This window comes from Embleya sp. NPDC020630 (genome assembly GCF_044334985.1).
In the GTDB taxonomy this organism is placed as follows: domain Bacteria; phylum Actinomycetota; class Actinomycetes; order Streptomycetales; family Streptomycetaceae; genus Embleya.
In genome coordinates this window covers 615633-636141 of record NZ_JBIRUB010000002.1, presented here as the reverse complement: position 1 = coordinate 636141, position 20509 = coordinate 615633, and the positions used below count along the sequence as shown (strand labels likewise).

The 20509-nt window shown below is 71.1% G+C and carries 16 protein-coding genes; 7 read left to right on the top strand and 9 right to left on the bottom strand.

Features of this window, described 5'->3' with window-relative positions; all coding sequences use genetic code 11:
* Window positions 1-11 precede the first annotated feature (11 nt).
* Window positions 12-434 (top strand): YwqJ-related putative deaminase, encoded by a 423-nt coding sequence (locus tag ACH4XV_RS09030; RefSeq protein ID WP_395787878.1) that lies wholly within the window; start codon window positions 12-14, stop codon window positions 432-434.
* Entirely contained in the window at window positions 431-1174 is a 744-nt protein-coding gene (locus tag ACH4XV_RS09025; protein WP_395787876.1) for an SUKH-3 domain-containing protein, read from the top strand. The genes ACH4XV_RS09030 and ACH4XV_RS09025 overlap by 4 nt, the downstream gene beginning before the upstream one ends.
* Window positions 1175-1278: 104 nt before the next feature.
* On the opposite strand, the gene ACH4XV_RS09020 is transcribed toward ACH4XV_RS09025, so the two are convergent.
* From ACH4XV_RS09020 to ACH4XV_RS09010, 3 genes are all read right to left on the bottom strand, one after another.
* A complete protein-coding gene (locus ACH4XV_RS09020; RefSeq protein ID WP_395787874.1) occupies window positions 1279-3018 on the bottom strand; it encodes a DUF6114 domain-containing protein in 1740 nt (579 codons plus the stop codon).
* Between the two features lie 76 nt (window positions 3019-3094).
* Window positions 3095-3718 (bottom strand): DUF6230 family protein, encoded by a 624-nt coding sequence (locus tag ACH4XV_RS09015; RefSeq protein ID WP_380040347.1) that lies wholly within the window; start codon window positions 3716-3718, stop codon window positions 3095-3097.
* A gap of 516 nt (window positions 3719-4234) precedes the next feature.
* Window positions 4235-5194 carry a tetratricopeptide repeat protein gene (locus ACH4XV_RS09010; RefSeq protein ID WP_395787872.1) on the bottom strand — a complete coding sequence of 320 codons (960 nt, stop codon included), beginning with the start codon at window positions 5192-5194 and terminating at the stop codon, window positions 4235-4237.
* A 305-nt stretch (window positions 5195-5499) separates the two neighbouring features.
* On the opposite strand from ACH4XV_RS09010, the gene ACH4XV_RS09005 reads away from it, so the two are divergent.
* Entirely contained in the window at window positions 5500-6141 is a 642-nt protein-coding gene (locus tag ACH4XV_RS09005; protein ID WP_395787870.1) for a TetR/AcrR family transcriptional regulator, read from the top strand.
* A gap of 533 nt (window positions 6142-6674) precedes the next feature.
* On the opposite strand, the gene ACH4XV_RS09000 is transcribed toward ACH4XV_RS09005, so the two are convergent.
* From ACH4XV_RS09000 to ACH4XV_RS08985, 4 genes are all read right to left on the bottom strand, one after another.
* Complete coding sequence (locus ACH4XV_RS09000; protein ID WP_379995047.1) at window positions 6675-8399, bottom strand: methylmalonyl-CoA mutase; 1725 nt, start codon at window positions 8397-8399, stop codon at window positions 6675-6677.
* Between the two features lie 146 nt (window positions 8400-8545).
* The gene (locus tag ACH4XV_RS08995; protein ID WP_380040341.1) at window positions 8546-8863 is read right to left on the bottom strand and encodes a DUF3817 domain-containing protein; all 318 of its coding nucleotides are present in this window, start codon (window positions 8861-8863) and stop codon (window positions 8546-8548) included.
* Between the two features lie 49 nt (window positions 8864-8912).
* A complete protein-coding gene (locus ACH4XV_RS08990) occupies window positions 8913-9242 on the bottom strand; it encodes a DUF3817 domain-containing protein (RefSeq protein WP_395787868.1) in 330 nt (109 codons plus the stop codon).
* Window positions 9243-9309: 67 nt separating this feature from the next.
* Window positions 9310-9903 (bottom strand): MarR family winged helix-turn-helix transcriptional regulator, encoded by a 594-nt coding sequence (locus tag ACH4XV_RS08985; RefSeq protein ID WP_395787866.1) that lies wholly within the window; start codon window positions 9901-9903, stop codon window positions 9310-9312.
* Window positions 9904-10019: 116 nt separating this feature from the next.
* On the opposite strand from ACH4XV_RS08985, the gene ACH4XV_RS08980 reads away from it, so the two are divergent.
* Entirely contained in the window at window positions 10020-10529 is a 510-nt protein-coding gene (locus tag ACH4XV_RS08980) for a MarR family winged helix-turn-helix transcriptional regulator (protein ID WP_395787864.1), read from the top strand.
* A 331-nt stretch (window positions 10530-10860) separates the two neighbouring features.
* On the opposite strand, the gene meaB is transcribed toward ACH4XV_RS08980, so the two are convergent.
* Together meaB and ACH4XV_RS08970 are read right to left on the bottom strand one after the other, a co-directional pair.
* Window positions 10861-11811 carry a methylmalonyl Co-A mutase-associated GTPase MeaB gene (gene meaB, locus ACH4XV_RS08975; RefSeq protein ID WP_395787862.1) on the bottom strand — a complete coding sequence of 317 codons (951 nt, stop codon included), beginning with the start codon at window positions 11809-11811 and terminating at the stop codon, window positions 10861-10863.
* Between the two features lie 140 nt (window positions 11812-11951).
* Window positions 11952-13139: an acetyl-CoA C-acetyltransferase gene (locus ACH4XV_RS08970; RefSeq protein WP_078979219.1), complete on the bottom strand. Its 1188-nt coding sequence runs from the start codon at window positions 13137-13139 to the stop codon at window positions 11952-11954.
* 259 nt (window positions 13140-13398) lie between these two features.
* Between ACH4XV_RS08970 and mce the strand changes: the two genes are divergently transcribed.
* The 3 genes from mce to ACH4XV_RS08955 all read left to right on the top strand — a co-directional run bounded on the left by mce (window position 13399) and on the right by ACH4XV_RS08955 (window position 20418).
* Complete coding sequence (gene mce / locus ACH4XV_RS08965; protein ID WP_379997255.1) at window positions 13399-13836, top strand: methylmalonyl-CoA epimerase; 438 nt, start codon at window positions 13399-13401, stop codon at window positions 13834-13836.
* A 348-nt stretch (window positions 13837-14184) separates the two neighbouring features.
* Window positions 14185-15522 (top strand): crotonyl-CoA carboxylase/reductase, encoded by a 1338-nt coding sequence (gene ccrA / locus ACH4XV_RS08960; protein ID WP_379995034.1) that lies wholly within the window; start codon window positions 14185-14187, stop codon window positions 15520-15522.
* Window positions 15523-15660: 138 nt separating this feature from the next.
* Window positions 15661-20418: a hypothetical protein gene (locus ACH4XV_RS08955; protein WP_395787860.1), complete on the top strand. Its 4758-nt coding sequence runs from the start codon at window positions 15661-15663 to the stop codon at window positions 20416-20418.
* Window positions 20419-20509: the final 91 nt, after the last annotated feature.

Genomic DNA, 20509 nt, shown 5'->3' with positions numbered 1-20509 from the left:
GGACGAGACCGATGTTCGACAATCAGCTGCCGCCCGGCGTCGGTGCGGCGTTGCAACGTCCCGGTCGGGAGCCGATGACGGCGGTGAGCGCGCACACCACGCTCGTGGATCTGCACCCGGCCGTGACCGCGCTCCTGGACCGGACCGAGCCCGCGATGCGCTCGGTGTTCCACGGGCGTTGCCCCGACGCGGCGTTGTTGTCCGAGGTCGCGGTCGAGGCGGAGGCGTCGTTGGCCGCCGAGGGTGTGCACGACCCCGACCACGACGCGGTGCTCGACCGGATGCGGCACCTGCTGCGCGGCGCGGCGCTGGCCGCGATCCTGCTGCGCGAGCCGAACGACCCCGCGCACGAGCGGCCGATCCCGCCGTGTTCGTCCTGCGCGCCCGCGCTGGCCGATCTGGGCGTGACGATCCTGGAGGTGCCCGCGTCATGAGCGATCGTTTTCCCGAGGCCGTGGCCCAGGCCCTGACGGCCACCGGCTGGCAGCCCGGCATCCACATCCCGGAAGAGGAACTGCTGCGCTGGTACCGGGCGTTGGGCACGGCCGGGATCGACGTCCCGCCGAGCGCGATCAAGGCGCTGTGGGAGTTCGGCGGGATGACGGTGCATCAGTACGGGCCCGGCACGGACATGTCGCGGATGCCGTTCCGGATCGACCCGCTGGTCGGGCTGTACGCGGGCGACGTGCTCGCGGCGTACGGCGCGGCGCTGGGCCGGCCGCTCACCCCGGTCGGCGAATACGACCTGGGACGCGGCCGGTTGGCGATGGACCCGCGCGGCGCGGTGTACCTGTGGTGGGGCGACCTGTGGCACGTGGCCGACACGTTCGACGGCGCGCTGATCGCGCTGATCGAGGGCCGGCGACCCACCCGCCTGAACCTGACGCCCGCCCGGGAGCCGCTGCCCCCGAAGCCGATCGACGAGCGCGAGGCCCGGGACAAGGCCCGACGGCACGTGGTCGGCGGCGGCCCGCACGCGCCGGTCGACTTCGTGATGAGCGAGTTCGAGTACGGCTGGCTGGTCCAACCGATCTTCGCCGACCCCGACTCGATGGCCAACGTGGGCGCCGGCCAGTGGATCATCGACCGCCGCAACGGCCGGGTGACCCTGTGGCCGAGCCTGCCCCCCGAGAACATCCTGGCCCTGTTCCGCGAACGCCACGTGGACGCGTAGCGCCCGGCGGCAACCGGCCCCACGCCGATGCGCCCCGGAACCGCGTGGGTTCCGGGGCGCATCGGTGGTTCGGCGCGTCGACCGCTCGTGTCGACTCGATCCGACTACTTCACGTTGACCTTGTTCAGGCCGTAGCCGGGGATGTGCAGTTTCCCGCCCAGTTGGGCGTACATCGAACTCTCCACGTTCGTGAAGAACACGATCGGCACGTTGATCGGCGGCGGGCTCTCGGGCGTGAAGGTGATCGGGATGATCCCGAAGATGTTGCCCTTGAGGTACTTCACGTACATCGTCGTCGGGATGTCCGCGTCCATCCAGGACTTGCTGCCCTCGTCGGACGAGATGACGACGTCCTTGCCGCCCTCCTCCTTCACCGTCATGGACATGTTCCAGATGTCGATGCCCTTGGACACGGTGAACTTGAGCGCGTTCTCCTCGACCCCGGTGAGCGTCCGGACCTTGACCACGCCCTCGTAGTTCAGCCCGGCCATGGCCAGCAGGCTGGACTTGAGGACCAGGGGGTCCACCGCGACCGGCGGGATCCCGTTGCCGCTCTTGGCGTTCACGGGACCCTGGACCGGACACGGGAAGGGCGACTTGCCGTCCTTCGGCGCGGCCGACGACGACGTGGCCGACGGCTTGGCCGACGTCGTCGTGGGCTTGGTCGAGGGTTTGCCCGACGCCGAAGCGGACGGCGTCGACTCGGCCGCCGGCGGCGTGGCCGAGGCCGAGCCGCCCGAGGCCGCCAACGGTGCCGGGGGTGCGGCGGACACCGTCGACGCCGGCGCGGACGACGCCGGCGCGGACGGCTTGATCCCGGGTAGGCCGAGACCGGGCAACCCGGGCAGCGTCAACTCGGGCAGTTTCAGCTCCGGCAGCTTCAACTCGGGCAGCTTGAAGGTTGGTTCCCCGCTTTCCGGTGCCTTGCCTTCCGGCGCCTTGGACGTGCCGGTCCTCGGGTCGGCCGCCGGGCTCTGCGCGGCGGTGGGTTGCCCCGCCGCGGACCGTGTCTGCGCCGCCTTGCCGGCGGGGGTCGAACCCGCCGACGGGGCGGCCGTGCTGCTCGGCGCCGAACTCGACGTGCCCGGCGTGGCCGATGCCGAACCCGGCGACGTGGTGGGACTCGCCGAGGCGCACGGCCCGTCCGCGTACGGGTTCTCCGGCAGTGGGTCGCTGGGCGACGCACTCGCGATCCCGACCAGTCCGACCACGCCGGCCATCGCGGCCACGATCACCGCGAGCGTGACCCTGGGGGCGGCCGTTCCCGCCGCCTTGTCACCGGGCCCGTGGGTCTCCGACCCGGCCGACGCTTCCCCCGAGGCATCGGGGGCCCTTCCGTTCAACGCGTCGGCCAAAAAGCCGTCCTCGACGAGCGTGTCGTCGACGTCGGCGCGGCCGTCGTGTCCGTCCCCGGCGTCGTCACCACGGCGCTCGTCGTCCTCGTCGTCCGACGGCTCGTTGTACGTCCAGGAGGTCGCGAGCATGCCACCGACGAGGCCGAGCAACATGCCCACGCCGAAGCCACCGAAGGTCGCCACGATGAAGGACACGAGCGATACGAGGATCACGAAGATCCCGAGGTAGACCCGCGCCGCCGGGGTCAACCAGAGCGCGATTCCACACATGATCAGGATGGCGCCGATGAACAGCGCCGAGACGCCGCCGAACTGCGTCAGCCTGACCGTGACGTCACCCGCGCTGACGGATGCGTACGGGGCCCACAGGATGGGTCCGGCAGCCAGGATGGTGAAGAGTCCGGCCCAGAACGGCCGGGCCGATCGCCACTCCCGAAACGCGCGCAGGCAGCGCACGACCGCATGGGGATGCCGCTGTTCTGCGGTCACTGTTCAACTCCCTGGAATGCCGCCTCGATACGACTGACCGGCTGTGGACGACGAGGCGCCCACAGCCGACGGAACGTCAGAAGCACTCCTTGCTACCGCCGCCGACCTCCAGGTGGAGGTCCTTGAGGTAGAACCGGCCCGCCTGCACGAGCCAGGCCGACTGCTTGACGTCGGTGAACGTCGCCTTGTTGGCCTGCTGGCCGAACATCGTGGGGTGGCCGTTGCCGATGGTCGCCGGACCCTTGCCCCCCGAGCCCTTGGCCATGGTCGACGCGTCGACGCCGATGTCGATGTTCTCGAACACCGCGTCGCCGTCGAGGCCGTCCATCGAGAGGGTCATGTTGTCGGCCTCGGCCTTGGTGCCCTTGCCGCCGGCCTCGATCCGGAGCACGATGCCGAACGGCCCCTTGACCGACTGACAGAGGTTGGTGATGTCGGCGTGTCCGATCGCGGCGGTCGCGACCGGCACGTCGGCGCCCTTGTTCCGCTTGAGGAAGTCCCCGAACTGGGAGAAGTCCGTCGCCTCCATCTTGTCGGCGCGGACCTTGAAGTTGCCGCCGCCCACGGTGATGTTCACCGGGACCACACCGTTCGCGACGCCCGCGAACATGCCCACGGTCATTGCCGCGACCGGCAGGAGCACGATGCCGAATCGCTTCCAGCGGGTCTTGCCGCTACCCGTCTGAACCTTCTTGTCCATGGTCCTCCTCGGGACAGAGTCCCCTCCTCATGCGGACCAGGGCCGCACGTGGCGGGGCATGGAGGGAGGGCCTGCCTGTCCCGGGAAGGACCGGCGCGGCCTGGATGGGGAGGTCCGCGTCCGCGCCGCCGACCGGCTGCCGGGGCGAATGGGACACGGATCGAGCGGCCCGATCATCTTTCACGACCGGGTCGGCACACAAGAGGTTCGTTACCGACGGGTAACGCGGTCCGTCGAACGCCGCTCGCCACCGGATCACAGCGCGGTATCGAGACGCATGTCCGTCGATCCGATTTTGTGGGATAAGTCCGTTAACGGATCACCCGGAGGTCACCAAAAGACACGCAGGGCGAGGGAAATGACCCATAGTCAAAGATGGGTAAAGACAACGCCCCGGCCGCTCTCGGGATCGAGAACGACCGGGGCTTCATCGACAAAGCGAGCGAGCGCGGCCGGCGCCCGAAACGCCGCTCGGAGCGGTGTCCGACGCAACCGGACCGCGGTGCTGACGCAGACTCAGAAAAGCACGCCCGCAAGGGCCATGCGCGCCTTCGGCACCCGGGGGTCGTCGGCGCCGACGATCTCGAACAGCTCCAGCAGGTGCAACCGCGCCCTGTTCCGCTCGTCGCCCGAGGTCCGCCGCACGGTCTCCACGAGTCGGGCGAACGCCTCGTCGGCGCGGCCGTCCAGGATGTCCACGTCGGCGGCGAGGGTCTGTACGGCGACGTCGTCCGGGTGCTCGGCGGCGTCCGCCCGGGCCTTGTCCGCGTCCACACCCTGGGTGCGCAGCAGGAGTTCGGTGTTGATCAGACCGAGCTTGGCCTCGGCGTGCGCGGGGTGGTCGGAGAGCACGTTGCGGAACGCCTGGGCCGCGCCGTCCAGATCGCCGGCCTCCAGGGCCTCGTCGGCGGGCGCGAGCAGCGGGTCGCCGGGGGGCTCCTCCTCGGACTCGGCGTCGTCGGGGGCCGCGGCCGGTGCGCCGTCGACCACCACACCGGTCAGCCCGAAGCGCTCCTCGCCGAGCTGGACGAGCTGGTCGAGCACCTGGCGCGCCTGCTGCTCGGGCACCACGCCCTGGAACAGCGGGGCGAGCTGGCCGCCGAGCACCGCCATCACGGCGGGGATGCCCTGGACCCCGAACTCCTGGGCCAGGCGCGGGTTGGCGTCGACGTCGATCTTGGCGAGCACGAAGCGGCCGGCGTACTCCTCGGCCAACCGCTCCAGGAGCGGGCTCAGCTGCTTGCACGGCTGGCACCACTCGGCCCAGAAGTCGATCACGACGGGTGCCTGCTGGGAGAGCGCGAGCACATCGGTCTCGAAGGTGGCCTCGGTGACGTCGATGACGACCCGTTGGCCACCGGCCGCGGCGGCGGGCTTCCCGGCCGGGGTGGCCGCACGCTTGGCGGCATTGTCGGCGGCGGCCTTGACCGCCCCGAGATCGACTACTCCGCGCATGGACATGTTCCGTGGCTGCATGTAGACATCTTCCCCCGAGAGCAAGGCGAACGATGCACGGGGCGACCCACCGGCACACGCACGAGTTCCCGTCGCGCCCCGGTCCCCGCAGGATGCGGGCCCCGGGACGGACGACGACCCTTGACAGGTCGTCAGTCGCGATCGTGTGCTCGAATCCCCATCCAGGCACCGCGATTCGCTACGGCTCGTAGCGTAAGGGGAGCGCCGGGCGGAATGCGACCGTAGGATCCCCAATGGCGGATGTGAGTTGCGCCACCGGAGCGGATCGGGGCCGGAAACCGTACCAGCCGGTAACATGACCGCCCGTGCACGACGAATCGGCGGAACCGGCGGAACGACGGGCGGTCGGCGCGCCCCCACAGCGCATCGGGCGCCCCCGCAGCACCACCGCGGACGACGCGATCCTGGCCGCGGCGCGCGCACTCCTCGCCGAGGGCGGTTGGGCGGGGCTGGCCATGGGCGACGTCGCCACGCGCGCGGGCGTGGCCAAGACCACGCTGTACCGCCGCTGGCACTCCAAGCACGACCTGGCCATCGCCGCCGTCGCGGAGATGCTGGACACGCTGCACCTGCCGGATCGGGGCCCGGATCTACGCGCGGACATCGAGGACGTGGTCCGCCGCTTCGCCGCACTCCTCGGCCGCCCCGAGATGCGCACGGCCCTGATGGGCCTGGTGGCCGACTCCACCAGCGACCCGGCCCTACGACGGCGCATCCGCGAGGAAATCGTCGACCCCCAAAAACGCCTGGTGGTCGAAGGCCGCGCCCGAGCCAAAGCCAGAGGCGAAATCACCGCCCCGGGCGACATAGACGTAGACCTGATCTTCGACGTAATCGCCGGCACGGTAGTCCAACACATCCTGGTAAGCGCCGAACCCGCCTCCGACAACTGGGTCCAACGCTTCACCACATTCGTAGTAACCGGCCTACTCCCAGCCACCCCGTAGGCCCACCGCCCCCAAAAGCACCTCCAGCCCGACCGCCACTCAAGCCCACCTCGACTCCCCCAGGAGCCCACCCAACCAAACCCAGCCCGGCCACCTCGGCCAAAGGCCGGGTCAACTCCCCAGGAGCCCACCCGGCCAACCCAAGCAATTCCAGCCCGGCCGGCGCTTGAGGCCACCTCGGCCGAAGGCCAGGTCAGCTCCCCCCGGAGCCCACCCGGCCAACCCAAGCAAATCCAGCCCGGCCGGCGCTTGAGGCCACCTCGGCCGAAGGCCAGGTCAGCTCCCCCCGGAGCCCACCCGGCCAACCCAAGCAAATCCAGCCCGGCCGGCGCTTGAGGCCAAGCAAGCCGCCGCACAGCCCAGGTGCGCGTGAAACCACCTCGACCGGAGGCCTCGTCGCACGGCCCAGGTACGCGTGAGGCCACCCCGGCCGGAGGCCAGGCCCCCCGGCCCGAGGCCAGGTCCCCCCCAGCCCGGCCGGCGTTTGAGGCCAAACCCAGCCCGGCCGGCGTTTGAGGCCACCCGACTCGGACTCAGAAGCGCGCGGGCTCCGTGTACGTGCCCCACTCCTCCCGCAGAACGTCACAGATCTCCCCGAGTGTCGCCTCCACCCGAGCCGCCGCCAACATCGGCGGCACCAAATTCCCCGACCCCCGCGCAACATCCCGCATCGCACCAAGCGCCGAGTCCACCGCAGCCTGATCCCGCGCGCCCCGCCGCTTCCCGAGCATCGCCACCTGGTCCCGCTCGACCTCATGGCTGACCCGCATGATCTCCAGGTCCCCCGTCACCGACCCCTCGTGGCAGTTGACCCCGACGACCCGCTTGTCGCCCTTCTCCACCGCCCGCTGATAACGGAACGCCGACTCGGCGATCTCCCCGGTGAACCACCCGTCCTCGATGCCGCGCAGGATGCCCGACGTCATCGGCCCGATCGGGTGCGGCGAACTCTCGCCCAGCTCGCGGATCTTCGCGAACGTCGCCTCCGCCTCGGCCTCCAGCCGATCCGTCAACGCCTCCACGTACCACGACCCGCCCAGCGGGTCGGCCACCGCCGCGACGCCGGTCTCCTCCATCAGCACCTGCTGGGTGCGCAGCGCGATCTCCGCGGCCTGCGCACTCGGCAGCGCCAGCGTCTCGTCCAGCGCGTTCGTGTGCAGCGAGTTCGTCCCGCCGAGCACCGCCGCGAGCGCCTCGACCGCGGTGCGCACCACGTTGTTGTACGGCTGCTGCGCGGTCAGCGACACGCCCGCCGTCTGGGTGTGGAAGCGCAGCCACTGCGCCTTCGCGGTCTTCGCGCCGTACACGTCGCGCATCCACCGCGCCCAGATCCGGCGCGCCGCGCGGAACTTGGCGATCTCCTCGAAGAAGTCCACGTGCGCGTCGAAGAAGAACGACAACCCGGGACCGAAGACGTCCACGTCCATCCCGCGCGACAGCCCGAGTTCCACGTAGCCGAACCCGTTGGCCAGCGTGTACGCCAGCTCCTGCGCGGCCGTCGCCCCCGCCTCGCGGATGTGGTACCCGGACACCGACAGCGGCTTGTACGCCGGGATCTTCTCGGCGCAGTACTCCATCAGGTCGCCGATCAACCGCAGGTGCGGCTCGGGCGCGAACAGCCACTCCTTCTGCGCGATGTATTCCTTGTAGATGTCGGTCTGCAGCGTGCCGTTGAGCGTGCCGATGTCCACGCCCTGCCGCTCCGCCGCGACCAGGTACATGCAGAACGCCGGCACCGCCGGCCCGGAGATGGTCATCGACGTGGTCACGTCGCCCAGCGGGATGTCGCGGAAGAGCACGTCCATGTCGGCCGCCGAGTCCACCGCGACGCCGCAGTGCCCGACCTCGCCGAGCGAGCGCTCGTCGTCGCTGTCCCGGCCCATCAGGGTCGGCATGTCGAAGGCGACGGAGAGCCCGCCGCCGCCGGCCGCCAGGATCATCCGGTAGCGCTCGTTGGTCTGTTCCGCGTTGCCGAAGCCGGCGAACTGCCGGATGGTCCATGCCCGGCCTCGGTAGCCGGTCGCGTACAAGCCGCGGGTGTAGGGAAACTCGCCCGGCCAGCCGATCCGCTCGAAGCCGGCGTAGGGCTGGTCCGCGGGCGGGCCGTAGACCGGCTCGACCTCGAGTTCGGAAAGCGTGGTGCGGCGCATGCCGTCGTTGCGGACCTTGTCGTAGCGGTCCTGCCAGCGCCGCCGACCCTCTTCGATGTCCTCGGTGTTCACGTGGCTCCCGTCCGATGCCGTCGTCGTAGGACCCATTCCCGCGCGGCACCGGAAAAATTACTAGGACGTCCTAGTAAATGTCCAAGCACCCCCGAAAATATGCCCACCCCCCGATAACGCCGAAGCCCCCGACGAGGTGTCGGGGGCTTCGTGGGCACGGCCGCGAGCGCGGCGGCGAACGGTCAGGCGGTGGCCGGCGCCGCGGTCGGCTCGACCAGCTTGTGCTTCATCTTGTAGTCGAAGACGAACGGGCCGAACGGCGGGATCGCGGCGATGAACGCGAGCAGCGTGGTCTTGTTGTCCCACGAGAGCTTGGTGCGCGCGTCCATCATGGCCAGCAGGTACAGGATGAACAGGACCGCGTGCAGCAGGCCCAGCGGCATGACGAGGTTGATGTCCGAGATCCGGCTCAGCAGCGAGCCGAAGACGAGCAGGATCAGGAACGAACAACCCTCGGCGATCGAGATCACCTTGAAGCGGCCGGAGGCGGTGGAAAGCATGGGGGTCCTCAGGGGGAAGCGGGTACGGAACGGGCTGACTGCGAGCGGCTCAGGCGCCGGCGGCGGCGGCGGTGGCGAGGCCGCGCTCGTGGACCGCCTCGACGGCCTTGCGCTCGGCGTAGAACGACGCGAGCGGAACGGTGCCGGCGAGCATCATCAGCAGCATGCGCTCGAACTTCCACTTCATCTTGCTGCTGAGGTCGAAGGTGACGACGAGGTAGATCATGTAGAACAGGCCGTGCGCCTGGCTGACGTAGAGCGTCGCCTTCTCGCCGGTGTCGAACCCGTACTTCAGGACCATGCACAGGCACAGGACCAGGAGCATGCACCCGGTGATCCAGGCCATCACTCGGTAGCGGGTCAATACGGCAGGCTTCACGGCAGCACCTTCGGTAACGGCGGGCTCGACGTCGTCGTCGACCGCTTTTCACAATGGCGCATGCAGCTTACGTCGCCGGCACCGGGGTCCCCGAATCCGCCCCCTCCCCCGCCGCGCTCCCGTCCTTCGCCTCGTCCTTGGCCTCCGCCTCCGGCTCGACCACGAAGTCGCCGGCGTCCACCCGCAACACCCGCAGCAGGTCGAACAGCTGGGCGCACTGCTCGGCGGTGTACGCGCCGAGCCCGAACTCGCGCGCGGTCAGGTCCCGGGTGGCCCGCTCGGTGACGTCGCGCCCCTTGTCCGTGATCACCGCGAGTACGCCGCGACCGTCGCGCGGGTTCGGCCGACGGGCGACCAACTCGGCCTGCTCCAGGCGGTCGATCGTGTTGGTCACACTCGTCGGGTGCACCATCAGGCGCTCGCCGATCCGGGACAGCGGCAGCGAACCGGTCCGGCTGAAGGTGAGCAGGACCAGTGCCTCGTAGCGGGCGAAGGTCAGGCCGTACGGCTTGAGCACCGCGTCGGCGCCGGCGAGCAGAATCTGCTGGGCACGCATGATCGAGGTGATGGCGACCATCGGCGGGCACTCGCCCCAGTGCTCTCGCCAGTGCTCGTCGGCACGGGTGATCGGATCGAAGGGAAGGTTCAGTGGCTTCGGCACGGGCCGAGCGTAGTGGAGGTTACCGATCGGTCACGTGGCCGTCTCACAGCGTGCGGCGCGACGCGCGGCAACCAAAGGGTCATTCAAGTTTCAACTAACTCCGGTATTCTTGGTTCATGACCGATGTCGAGCCCAGATGGCTGAGCGATGAAGACCAGCACGTCTGGCGCCAGATCATCGCCGTGATCAACATGCTGCCGGCGCGGCTGGAGCGCGAACTCCAGCGCACGCACGGCCTGTCCCTGCACGACTACCAGATCCTGGTGCAGATCTCGGAGCACCCGCGGCAGGAGGTGCGGTTGAGCGATCTGGCCGAGGCGACCCAGCAGTCCAAGAGCCGGCTCTCGCACCAGATGACCCGGATGGAGAACGCGGGCCTGGTCGCGCGCCGCAACTGTCCGACGGACCGCCGCGGGGCCTACGCGGTGCTCACCGAGGAGGGCTGGGCCGCGCTCCGGGCCGCCGCGCCCACGCACGTCGAGAGCGTCCGCGAGCACCTGATGGACGTGATGACGCCCGCCCAAAAACAAACGGTCGGCGAAGCGTTCGGCGCGGTAGCCGCCCATCTACGCCCCGCCGCACGCGCCACGGTCTGCCCTTCCACAGAAGAATGCGAGACAGGCTGACGCCTGTGTCGACCCACCTCGTGCCGGGTCCTCAAACGCCGGACAGGCTGAGACATGTCGGCCCGGTTCGGCTCGCCGTCCTCAAGCGCCGGACGGGCTGAATTGCTCGGCTCCCCTGCTTGAGCTGCGGTGACCGGATCGCAGCCTGCGAGCCCGCCCAAACCAACCCCAGCCCGTCCGGCGTCCGAGGACGAAATGCCGGACCGGGCCCACCACACGATCAACGAAACCGCAGCCCACGCACCAAACCGAGCCCCACCCAGCCCGTCCGGCGTTTGAGGACGGCGAGCCGAACCCGGCCCACCACGTGAACAGCGAAGCTGCGAGGCCGCTAGGCGCCCAGGCCCGTGATCAGTTCGTCCGCGGCCGAGTACGGGTCCGTGGACCCGGACAGCACGTGGTCGGCCAACTCCTCCAACCGCCGCCCACCCCGCAGGTCGCCGATCCGCGCCCGCAGCGCGGTGACCGCGATCGCCTCCACCTCGTCCGCCACCCGCCGCCGACGCCGCAGCCGCAGTTCGCCGCCCGCCTCCATCCAGGCCCGGTGCTTCTCCAGCGCCTCGACCACCTCGTCGACACCCTCCCCGCGCGAGGCCACGGTCTTGACGATCGGCGGACGCCAGTCCCCCGGCCCCCGCGCCTCGCCGAGCGAGAGCATGTGGCCGAGTTCACGCGCGGTCGTCGCCGCACCGTCCCGGTCCGCCTTATTCACCACGTACAGGTCGCCGATCTCCAGGATCCCGGCCTTGGCCGCCTGGATCCCGTCGCCCATGCCCGGCGCCAACAGCACCACCGTGCTGTCCGCCATCGAGGCGATCTCCACCTCCGACTGGCCGACCCCCACCGTCTCCACGATCACCACGTCGCACCCCGCCGCGTCCAGCACACGCAGCGCCTGCGGCGTGGACCAGGCCAGCCCGCCGAGGTGCCCGCGCGAGGCCATCGAGCGGATGTACACGCCCGGGTCGGTCGCATGGTCCTGCATTCGCACCCGGTCCCCGAGCAGCGCGCCGCCCGAGAACGGCGAGGACGGGTCCACCGCGAGCACGCCGACCCGCCGACCCAGCCGGCGATACGCGCTCACCAGCGCGGTCGTGGACGTCGACTTGCCCACCCCGGGCGAGCCGGTCAGCCCGATGACGTAGGCGTTGCCGGTCAGCGGCGCGAGCGCGGCCATCACCTCGCGCAGCCGCGGCGAGGCGTCCTCGACCATCGAGATCAGCCGGGCCACCGCCCGCGGCTTGCCCTCCCGGGCCTGGGCCACCAACGTCGCGACATCCATCCCCGACCTCATGCGCCACCGCTTCCCTGCTCGGATATGCCGAAACGACCCCGCAATCGGCGAGGCGCCACACCGCAGTGCGCGCCCCGCGACTGCGAGATCGTTTCAGGTGGATCGATCACACGGAACCGTACGGTCGCTCAGGCGCCCGGAACGGTGAGGATCAGCGCGTCGCCCTGGCCACCGCCACCGCACAGCGCCGCCGCACCCGTGCCGCCGCCGCGACGCTTGAGCTCCAGCGCCAGGTGCAGCACCACGCGGGCGCCGGACATGCCGATCGGGTGGCCGAGCGCGATCGCGCCGCCGTTGACGTTGACCTTGTCCGTGCTCACCCCGAGGTCGCGCATCGACTGCACGGCCACCGCCGCGAACGCCTCGTTGATCTCGATCAGGTCGAGGTCGTCGACAGTCAGCCCCTGCTTGCCCAGCGCGTGCTTGATCGCGTTCGAGGGCTGCGACTGGAGCGAGTTGTCCGGGCCCGCCACGTTGCCGTGCGCGCCGATCTCGGCCAGCCACTCCAGGCCCAGCTCCTCGGCCTTGGCCTTGCTCATCACCACGACCGCGGCGGCGCCGTCGGAGATCTGCGAGGACGTACCCGCGGTGATCGTGCCGTCCTTGCTGAACGCCGGACGCAGCTTGCCCAGCGACTCCGCGGTGGTGTCCGGGCGGATGCCCTCGTCGGCGGCGAACACGACCGGCTCGCCCCGGCGCTGCGGAATCTCCACCGGCACGATCTCGGCGTCGAAGATCCCGTTCTTCGCGGCGGCCGCGGCGCGCTGGTGGGACAGCGCGCCCACCGCGTCCTGCTCCTCGCGCGAGATGTCCAGCTTCGTGTTGTGGTGCTCGGTCGACTCGCCCATCGGGATGTTGTCGAACGCGTCGGTGAGGCCGTCGTAGGCCATCGCGTCGAGCATCTCGACCGCGCCGTACTTGAAGCCCTCGCGCGACTTGGGCAGCAGGTGCGGGGCGTTGGTCATCGACTCCATGCCGCCCGCGACCACGATGTCGAACTCGCCCGCGCGGATCAGCTGGTCGGCCAGCGCGATCGCGTCCAGGCCGGACAGACAGACCTTGTTGACGGTGAGCGAGGGCACGTTCATCGGGATGCCGGCCTTGACCGACGCCTGTCGGGCGGGCATCTGCCCGGCGCCCGCCTGGAGCACCTGGCCCATGATCACGTACTGGACCTGGTCCCCGGTGACGCCCGCGCGCTCGAGCGCGGACTTGATCGCGATGGCGCCGAGGTCGGTGCCGGAGAAGCCTTTGAGGGAGCCGAGCAGTCGACCCATGGGGGTACGGGCCCCGGCGACGATGACAGAACCGGCCATGAGGGTGGCCTCCACAACTTTATGGTCGGGGTGCCATCGCCAGGCGGGCCGGGCGACGTGCGGCATCCCCGCGACGGACGTGAAGTTGTTCCGGAACCTACCCGGAAGGGCGCCGACCGGTGCAGGGGGCCCCGATGTGACGGAACCCACCCTCACGCCCGGCACGAATCGGGTGTGCTCTCGCCCATAGTCTCGTGACGAAGGGTCGGGTATCTACTCGCAGGTAACCCGCATTTCTCGACGGCCTCGGGAGGCCATGGTGCTCACGCGTATCGATCACATCGGCATCGCCTGTCACAACCTCGACGAGACGGTGGACTTCTACACAACGACCTACGGATTCGAGGTGTTCCACACCGAGATCAACGAGGAGCAGGGCGTCCGCGAGGCGATGCTCAAGATCAACGAGACCTCGGACGGCGGCGCGTCCTACCTCCAGCTTCTGGAGCCGATCCGCGAGGACTCCGCGGTCGGCAAGTGGCTGGCCAAGAACGGCGAGGGTGTGCACCACATCGCGTTCGGCACCGCCGACGTGGACGGGGACGCGGCGGCGATCGGGGCCAAGGGCGTCCGGGTGCTGTACGACGAGCCCCGGCGTGGTTCGATGGGTTCGCGCATCACGTTCCTGCACCCCAAGGACTGTCACGGCGTGCTCACCGAACTGGTGACCTCGGCCGCGCCCGACACGGAGCACTGAGCCACCGGGCCCGGCGTCGACCACCGGGCCCGGATTCGGCCCGCCGACATCACGCGGCTACTCGTCACACAGCGCGCGACCGCGCGCGACCACCCGTGACAGCGCATGACAGCGCACGACAGCGCGCCGACCCGCGGCATCCCGCGGCGGCGCCCGACCGGCCGCGCCATCCCGCGGAGCCGGCGGCTCGTCAACAGACAGATCGTCAAAGCGGCGGCGCAGTTCCTGTGACTTCGCCCCTTGTCGCTTTTATGCCGAACGCCTAGCGTTACCAGCGAGTAAGTTCAGCGAAGCTCGGCAATCCCTCATGTTTCTCATGCTTCAACCGCCGACCCATGGAGGCCGACGATGAAGGAGATCCTCGACGCCATCCTCGCGGGGGACACCCCCAAGGAGGCGTACGCAGCGCTCCCGCTTCCCGACTCGTACCGCGCCGTCACCGTCCACAAGGACGAGGAGACGATGTTCGAGGGCGTGGAATCGCGGGACAAGGATCCGCGCCAGTCGCTGCACGTCGATGACGTGCCGCTGCCCGAACTCGGCCCCGGCGAAGCCCTCGTCGCCGTGATGGCCAGTGCGATCAACTACAACACCGTGTGGACCTCGCTCTTCGAGCCGGTCTCCACGTTCCGCTTCCTGGAGAAGTACGGCCGCGCGTCCGACCTGTCCAAGCGGCACGATCTGCCGTACCACGTGGTCGGCTCCGACCTCGCGGGCGTGGTCCTGCGCACCGGCGCGGGCGTCAACGCCTGGAAGCCCGGCGACGAGGTGGTCGCGCACTGCCTGTCCGTCGAGTTGGAGAGCCCCGACGGGCACGCCGACACCATGCTCGACCCCGAGCAGCGGATCTGGGGCTTCGAGACCAACTTCGGCGGCCTCGCCCAGATCGCCCTGGTCAAGAGCAACCAGCTGATGCCGAAGCCGGCGCACCTGTCGTGGGAAGAGGCCGCCTCGCCGGGCCTGGTCAACTCGACGGCGTACCGCCAGCTCGTCTCGCGCAACGGCGCGGGCATGAAGCAGGGCGACAACGTGCTGATCTGGGGCGCCTCCGGCGGCCTGGGCTCGTACGCGACGCAGTTCGCCCTGGCCGGCGGCGCGACGCCGATCTGCGTGGTGTCCTCCGAGGACAAGGCGCAGTTGTGCCGGGACATGGGCGCCGAGCTGGTGATCGACCGGCGGGCCGAGGACTTCCGCTTCTGGAAGGACGAGCACACCCAGGACACCCGCGAGTGGAACCGGTTCGGCAAGCGCATCCGCGAACTCACCGGCGGCGAGGACGTGGACATCGTCTTCGAGCACCCGGGCCGCGAGACGTTCGGCGCCTCGGTCTACGTCACCCGCAAGGGCGGCACCATCGTGACCTGCGCCTCGACGTCGGGCTACATGCACGAGTACGACAACCGCTACCTGTGGATGAGCCTGAAGCGGATCGTCGGCTCGCACTTCGCCAACTATCGGGAGGCCTGGGAGGCCAACCGGCTCGTGGCGAAGGGTAGGATTCACCCGACGTTGTCGCGCACCTACGCTCTGGAAGAGACGGGCCAGGCGGCCCGGGACGTCCACCGGAACCTGCACCAGGGCAAGGTGGGCGTACTGTGTCTCGCACCGGAGGAGGGCCTGGGGGTTCGGGACGTCGAGATGCGCGCGCGGCATATCGACGCCATCAACCGCTTTCGTAACGTCTGACGGCGGTCCCTGGATCTGAGACCATTCTCCCTGGTAGTCAATGCGGTACGGGCGGTTCCGGATGGTTTTCGGGGTCGTTTCGTCACCAACCGGTCGGAAACGGCCGATTTGCAGTACTGAAACGTACGCGGCCAGGGGATGGAGTGGGACCCCACAGTGCGGGGCTACGACCGCTACCAAGTCGACGAGCATCTCGAACAGCTCGACGACGAGATCAAGCGGCTGAAGAAGGAGCGCGACGACACCGTCGCCCACGCGGAGGACCTCGGCTATCAGGTCGAGGTTCTCCGCGCGAAGCTGCATGACCTTCGCCGCCAGCTCGCCACACCCCGATTCGACAGCATCGGCGGCCAGGCCGAGCAGATGTTGCGCAACGCGCAACTACAGGCCGACCAGGTCCGCGCCGACGCCGAGCGCGAGTTGCAGGAGTCGCGCGCGACCACTCAACGCCTGCTCCAGGAGGCCGCCGCCCGCTCGGCCCGGCTCGAAGCCGAGTGGCAGGCCGAGGTCATGGAGCGCCGTCGGCGCCTCGACGAGGAACTGGCCCAGGCGCGTCAGGCCACCGAGGCCCGGGTCAACGAGAACGTCGCGTGGGCCGAGCAGTTGCGCGCCCAGGCCGAGGAGCGCGCCCGCCAACTCCTGGACAACGCCCGCACCGAGGCCGAGCGGGTGGCCGCCGCCGCCCGCGAGCAGGCGGCCGGCACCAACGAGAGCACGCGCGCCGAGGTCGAGTCGCTGCTCTCGCGTGCGCAGAGCGACGCGGACCGGGTGGTCGCCGAGGCCAAGGCCCGGGCGAGCGCCGCCGTGGACCAGTCCGAGCAGTTGCGCACCGAGACCCGCACCCGCGCGGAGAGCCTGGTCGGCGACGCCCGGGTGGAGGCCGCCCGGATCATCGGCGAGGCCCGGGCCGAGGCCGAGCGGGTCACCGGCGAGGCCGGCGCCCGCGCCCAGGGCGCCTCCGAGAACACCGCGAAACTGCTCGAATCCGCCCAGTTCGAGATCGAGCGGCTGCGCGCCGAGGCGGCCGGCGAGGCGGACCGCCGCCAGGCGGAGGCCCAACGGCTGCTCCAGGGCGCCGAGGCCGAGGCGGGCGAGAAGCTCGGCAAGGCCGCGACCGACGCCGAGGCGCATCTGGCCAAGGCCCGCGCGGAGGCGGACAAGCTCACCGCCGAGGCCCGCGCCGCCGCCGAGCGGCTGCGCGCCGAGGCGATCGCCGAGGCGGAGCGGCTGCGCGACGAGGCCCGCGCCGAGGCCGAGGCACTGCGTACCGACACCCGCGCCGAGTTGGACACCGCCCGCGAGGAAACCCTGGCCCGGGTCGACGAGTTGGAGGCCGGGGCGCGTGCGGAGATCGAGCGCCGCCGGCAGGAGGTGGACCGACTGCGGGCCGAGGCACAGCAGTTGCTCACCAACGCCGAAGCCGGCGCGGCCGAGCGCCTGGAGACCGCCGCACGGGCCGCCGACGATCTGATGGCCAAGTCCCGGTCCGAGGCCGAGCGGGTACAGAGCGAGGCCCGCACCGAGGCCGACGAGTTGCGCGCCCGGGCCCAGGCCGACGCCGAGGCGGTCGAGACGCGCACCCGCGTGTCCAGTGACCGGCTGGCGCACGAGGCGCGCGAATACGCCGAGCAGGTGCGTGCCCAGGCGGCCGAGAGCGCCGAGGAGCTGCTCGAGGCGGCCCGCGCCGACTCCGGCAAGCTGCGCGAGAAGGCGGTCGCCGACACGCACCGCCTGCGCGAGATGACCAACCGCCAACAGGCGGAGGCCGCAGAGGAGTTGGAGCGCGCCCGGATCGAGGCGCAGACCCTGCGCAGCGAGGCCGCGGCCGCCGCCGAGCAGCTGCGCGAGGAATCCGCGGCGCAGGCGGCGGAGCGGGTCGAGGCGGCCCGTGCCGAGGCCGAGCGGGTGCGTACCGAGGCAGCCGAGAACGCCGGCCGTTCGCACGCGGAGGCCGAGGAACTGGTGGCCAAGGCCCGGGCGGAGGCGCAGAAGGCCGGCGCCGACGCGAACCGCGCCGCCGAGGAGCTGATCCGCTCCGCCGAGCTGGCCGCGGCCGAGCTGCGCGACCAGGCCCAGGCCCGAGCCGAGGCGATGCGCGCCGAAGCGGAGCGGCAGGCCGCCGAGTTGCATGCCCGGAGCGAGGAACTGCGGGCTCGGGCCGAGCAGTCGGCCGCCGAGGCCGAGGCCGCGCTGGATCGGGCTCGGGCCGACGCCGAGGCCACGATGGAGCGCGCTCGCGCCGAGGCGGGCGCCCGTACCCAGTCGGCCGCGGTCAAGGCCGACGAACTGATCGGCAAGGCCCGGGAAGAGGCCGAGAAGGTCCGCACCGACTCGCGCCGCGAGGCAGACAAGGCCCTCACCGAGGCGCGGACCGAAGCGGAGAAGACCCTCGCCGACTCGCGCGAGGAGGCCGACCAGATGCGTTCGGCCGCGCGTCGCGACGCGTCCTCGATGCGCGAGGAGGCGGAGACCGAGACCCGTGCGCTGCGCGAGCGGACCGAGGCCGAGACCCGCGCGCTGCGTGAGCAGACGGAGGCCGAGACCCGCGCGTTGCGCGAGGAGACCGAGCAGACCGCGCGGGCGCTGCGCGAGAGTTCGGAGAGCGCGGCGGCGGCCCTGCGCGAGGAGAGCACCGAGCAGGCCCGCGCCCGGCTGGCCGCGGCCGACACCGACGCGACCCGGATGCGCACCGAGGCGGAGGCCGCCGCCCAGGCGCTGCGCGAGAAGACCACCGAGACCGCCCGCTCGGTCCTGGAGCAGGCCGACGAGGAGGCCGAGCGTATGCGCACGGAGGCCGAGACGGCCGCCCGCACGCTGCGCGAGGAGACCACCGAGACCGCGCGTTCGGTGCTGGAGCAGGCCGACGCCGAGGCCGAGCGCATGCGTACCGAGGCGGAGGCCGCCGCGCACACGCTGCGCACCGAGACCGCCGCGGCCGTGCGCGCCGCGCTGGACAAGGCCGAGAAGGACGCCGCGCGGATGCGGGCCGAGGGCGAGGAGACCGCGCTCGGCATCCTGGAGCAGGCCGACGGCGAGGCTCGCGCGCTGCGCCAGGAGGCCACCGCCGCGCTGGCCGCGGCCAAGGCCGACGCCGACACCATGCGCACCCAGGGCGAGACCGACGCGGACCGGGCCCGGTCCGAGGCGCAGACCGCCGCCCGCGCGCTGTTGGAGCGCGCCGAGCGCGATGCCGAACAGGTGCGCGCCGACGCCGAGCAGGCGGCCGGGACGCTGCGCCGGGAGGCCGCCGAGGCGCTGGAGGCGGCGCGCAGCGAGGCGCAGCGCCTGCACACCGAGGCCACCGCGACGCTGGCCTCGGCGAACGCCGACGCGACCACGCTGCGCGAGGAGGCCGCCGCCGCGCTGGAGGCGGCGACCGCGGACGCGGAGCGTATGCGCGACGAGGCCGAGACGGCCGCGCTGAGTCGGCTGGAGCAGGCCGACATCGACGCCACACGGCTGCGCGAGGAGGCCGAGGCCGAGGCGATCCGGCTGCGTACCCAGGGCGCCCAGGCGCTGGAGGAGGCGCGCGACGAGGCGGCCGAGTTGCGCGATCGCACCAAGGCGCGGGCCCGCGAGTTGCTGGAGAAGGCCGAGGCGCGGGGCACCGACCTGCTGGAGAGCGCCACCACCCAGGCCCGGCTGGCCAAGGAGGACGCGGCCCGCACGGTCGCCGAGGCGCAGGCCGAGGCCGAGGCGGTACGCGCCGCGGTGGTGGGCATCGAGGACGCCGCCCGGGAGGAGTCGGACCGGCTCACCGCGCTCGCCGAACGCGACCTGGCCAAGGCCCGCGACGACGCGGAGACCACGTTGGTCCGAGCCCGCGCGGAGGCCGATGCCACGGTCACCGCCGCGCGCAAGCACGCCGACCGGATGAAGTCCGACTCCGACCGCGAGGCGGAGAAGACCCGTACGGCCGGCCGCGAGGCGGCGAACAAGGAGATGCGCGAGGCCGAGGAGGCCGCGGCGCAACTGCGCGAGCAGGCCCGCGCCGAGCTGGAGCGCGCCACGAACGACGCCGAGGAGCTGCTGGTTCGGGCCAAGGGCCGGGCCACCGAGATCGTCGGCACCGCCGAGCGCAAGGCCGAGAAGCGGCTCGCCGAGGCGACCGAGGCGGCGAACCTGCTGATCGCCGAGGCCGAGGCGGAGGACGAACGCCTGCGCGCCGAGGCGACCGCGGTGATAGAGAAGGCGCGCCAGGACTCCGACGCGATGATCGGCGAGACCCGGCGCGACACCACCGCCACGCGCGAGCGTTCCGACCGCGAGGCCGAGCAGGTCGTCGAACGTGCCCGCCGGCAGGCCGCGGAGGGTCTGAAGCAGGCGGGCAAGCGGGTCGACGACCTGGTGGCCGCCGCGGAGGAACAGGTGAGCGAGGCCCGCGTGGACGCCGAGAAGATGAAGGTGGCCGCGGCCGAGGAAGCCGAGCGGATTCGCGACAAGGCCGGTTCCGAGGCGGATAGGGTACGTATTGCCGCGGTGAAGAAGGCCGAGGCGCTGCTCTCGGAAGCGGAACAGCGGCTCGCCGACGCCCAGAAGGGCGCGGACGACCTGCGGGCGAAGGTGGCCGAACAGGTGGCCGCCGCCCAGCGGGAGGCGCAGGCGGTCCGTCGCAAGACCGCCGCGGACGCCGAGAAGGTTCTCGACGAGGCGCGGAAGGAGGCGGAGCGACTGCGCACCGAGGCGCGCAAGGAAGCCGACCGTCACCGCGCCGACGGACAGCGCAAACTCGACGAGTTGAACCGCAGACGCAAGGACATCACCGCCGAGATGTCGCGCGTGCAGGGCGTGTTGGACGCGCTCGCCGCGCCCGCGGGCCTCGGGGCCGGCAAGGGCAACTCCTCGTCGGGCAAGGGCCCCGCGGCGAAGGGCTCCGGTTCGTCGTCATCCGATTGAGCGATGCCGGCCGGTTCTTATCTCCCGGTCAGGTCGATGCTCCGCCCGATTCGTGCCAGGATTCCACCCGTCACCTCATTCACCGCACCCG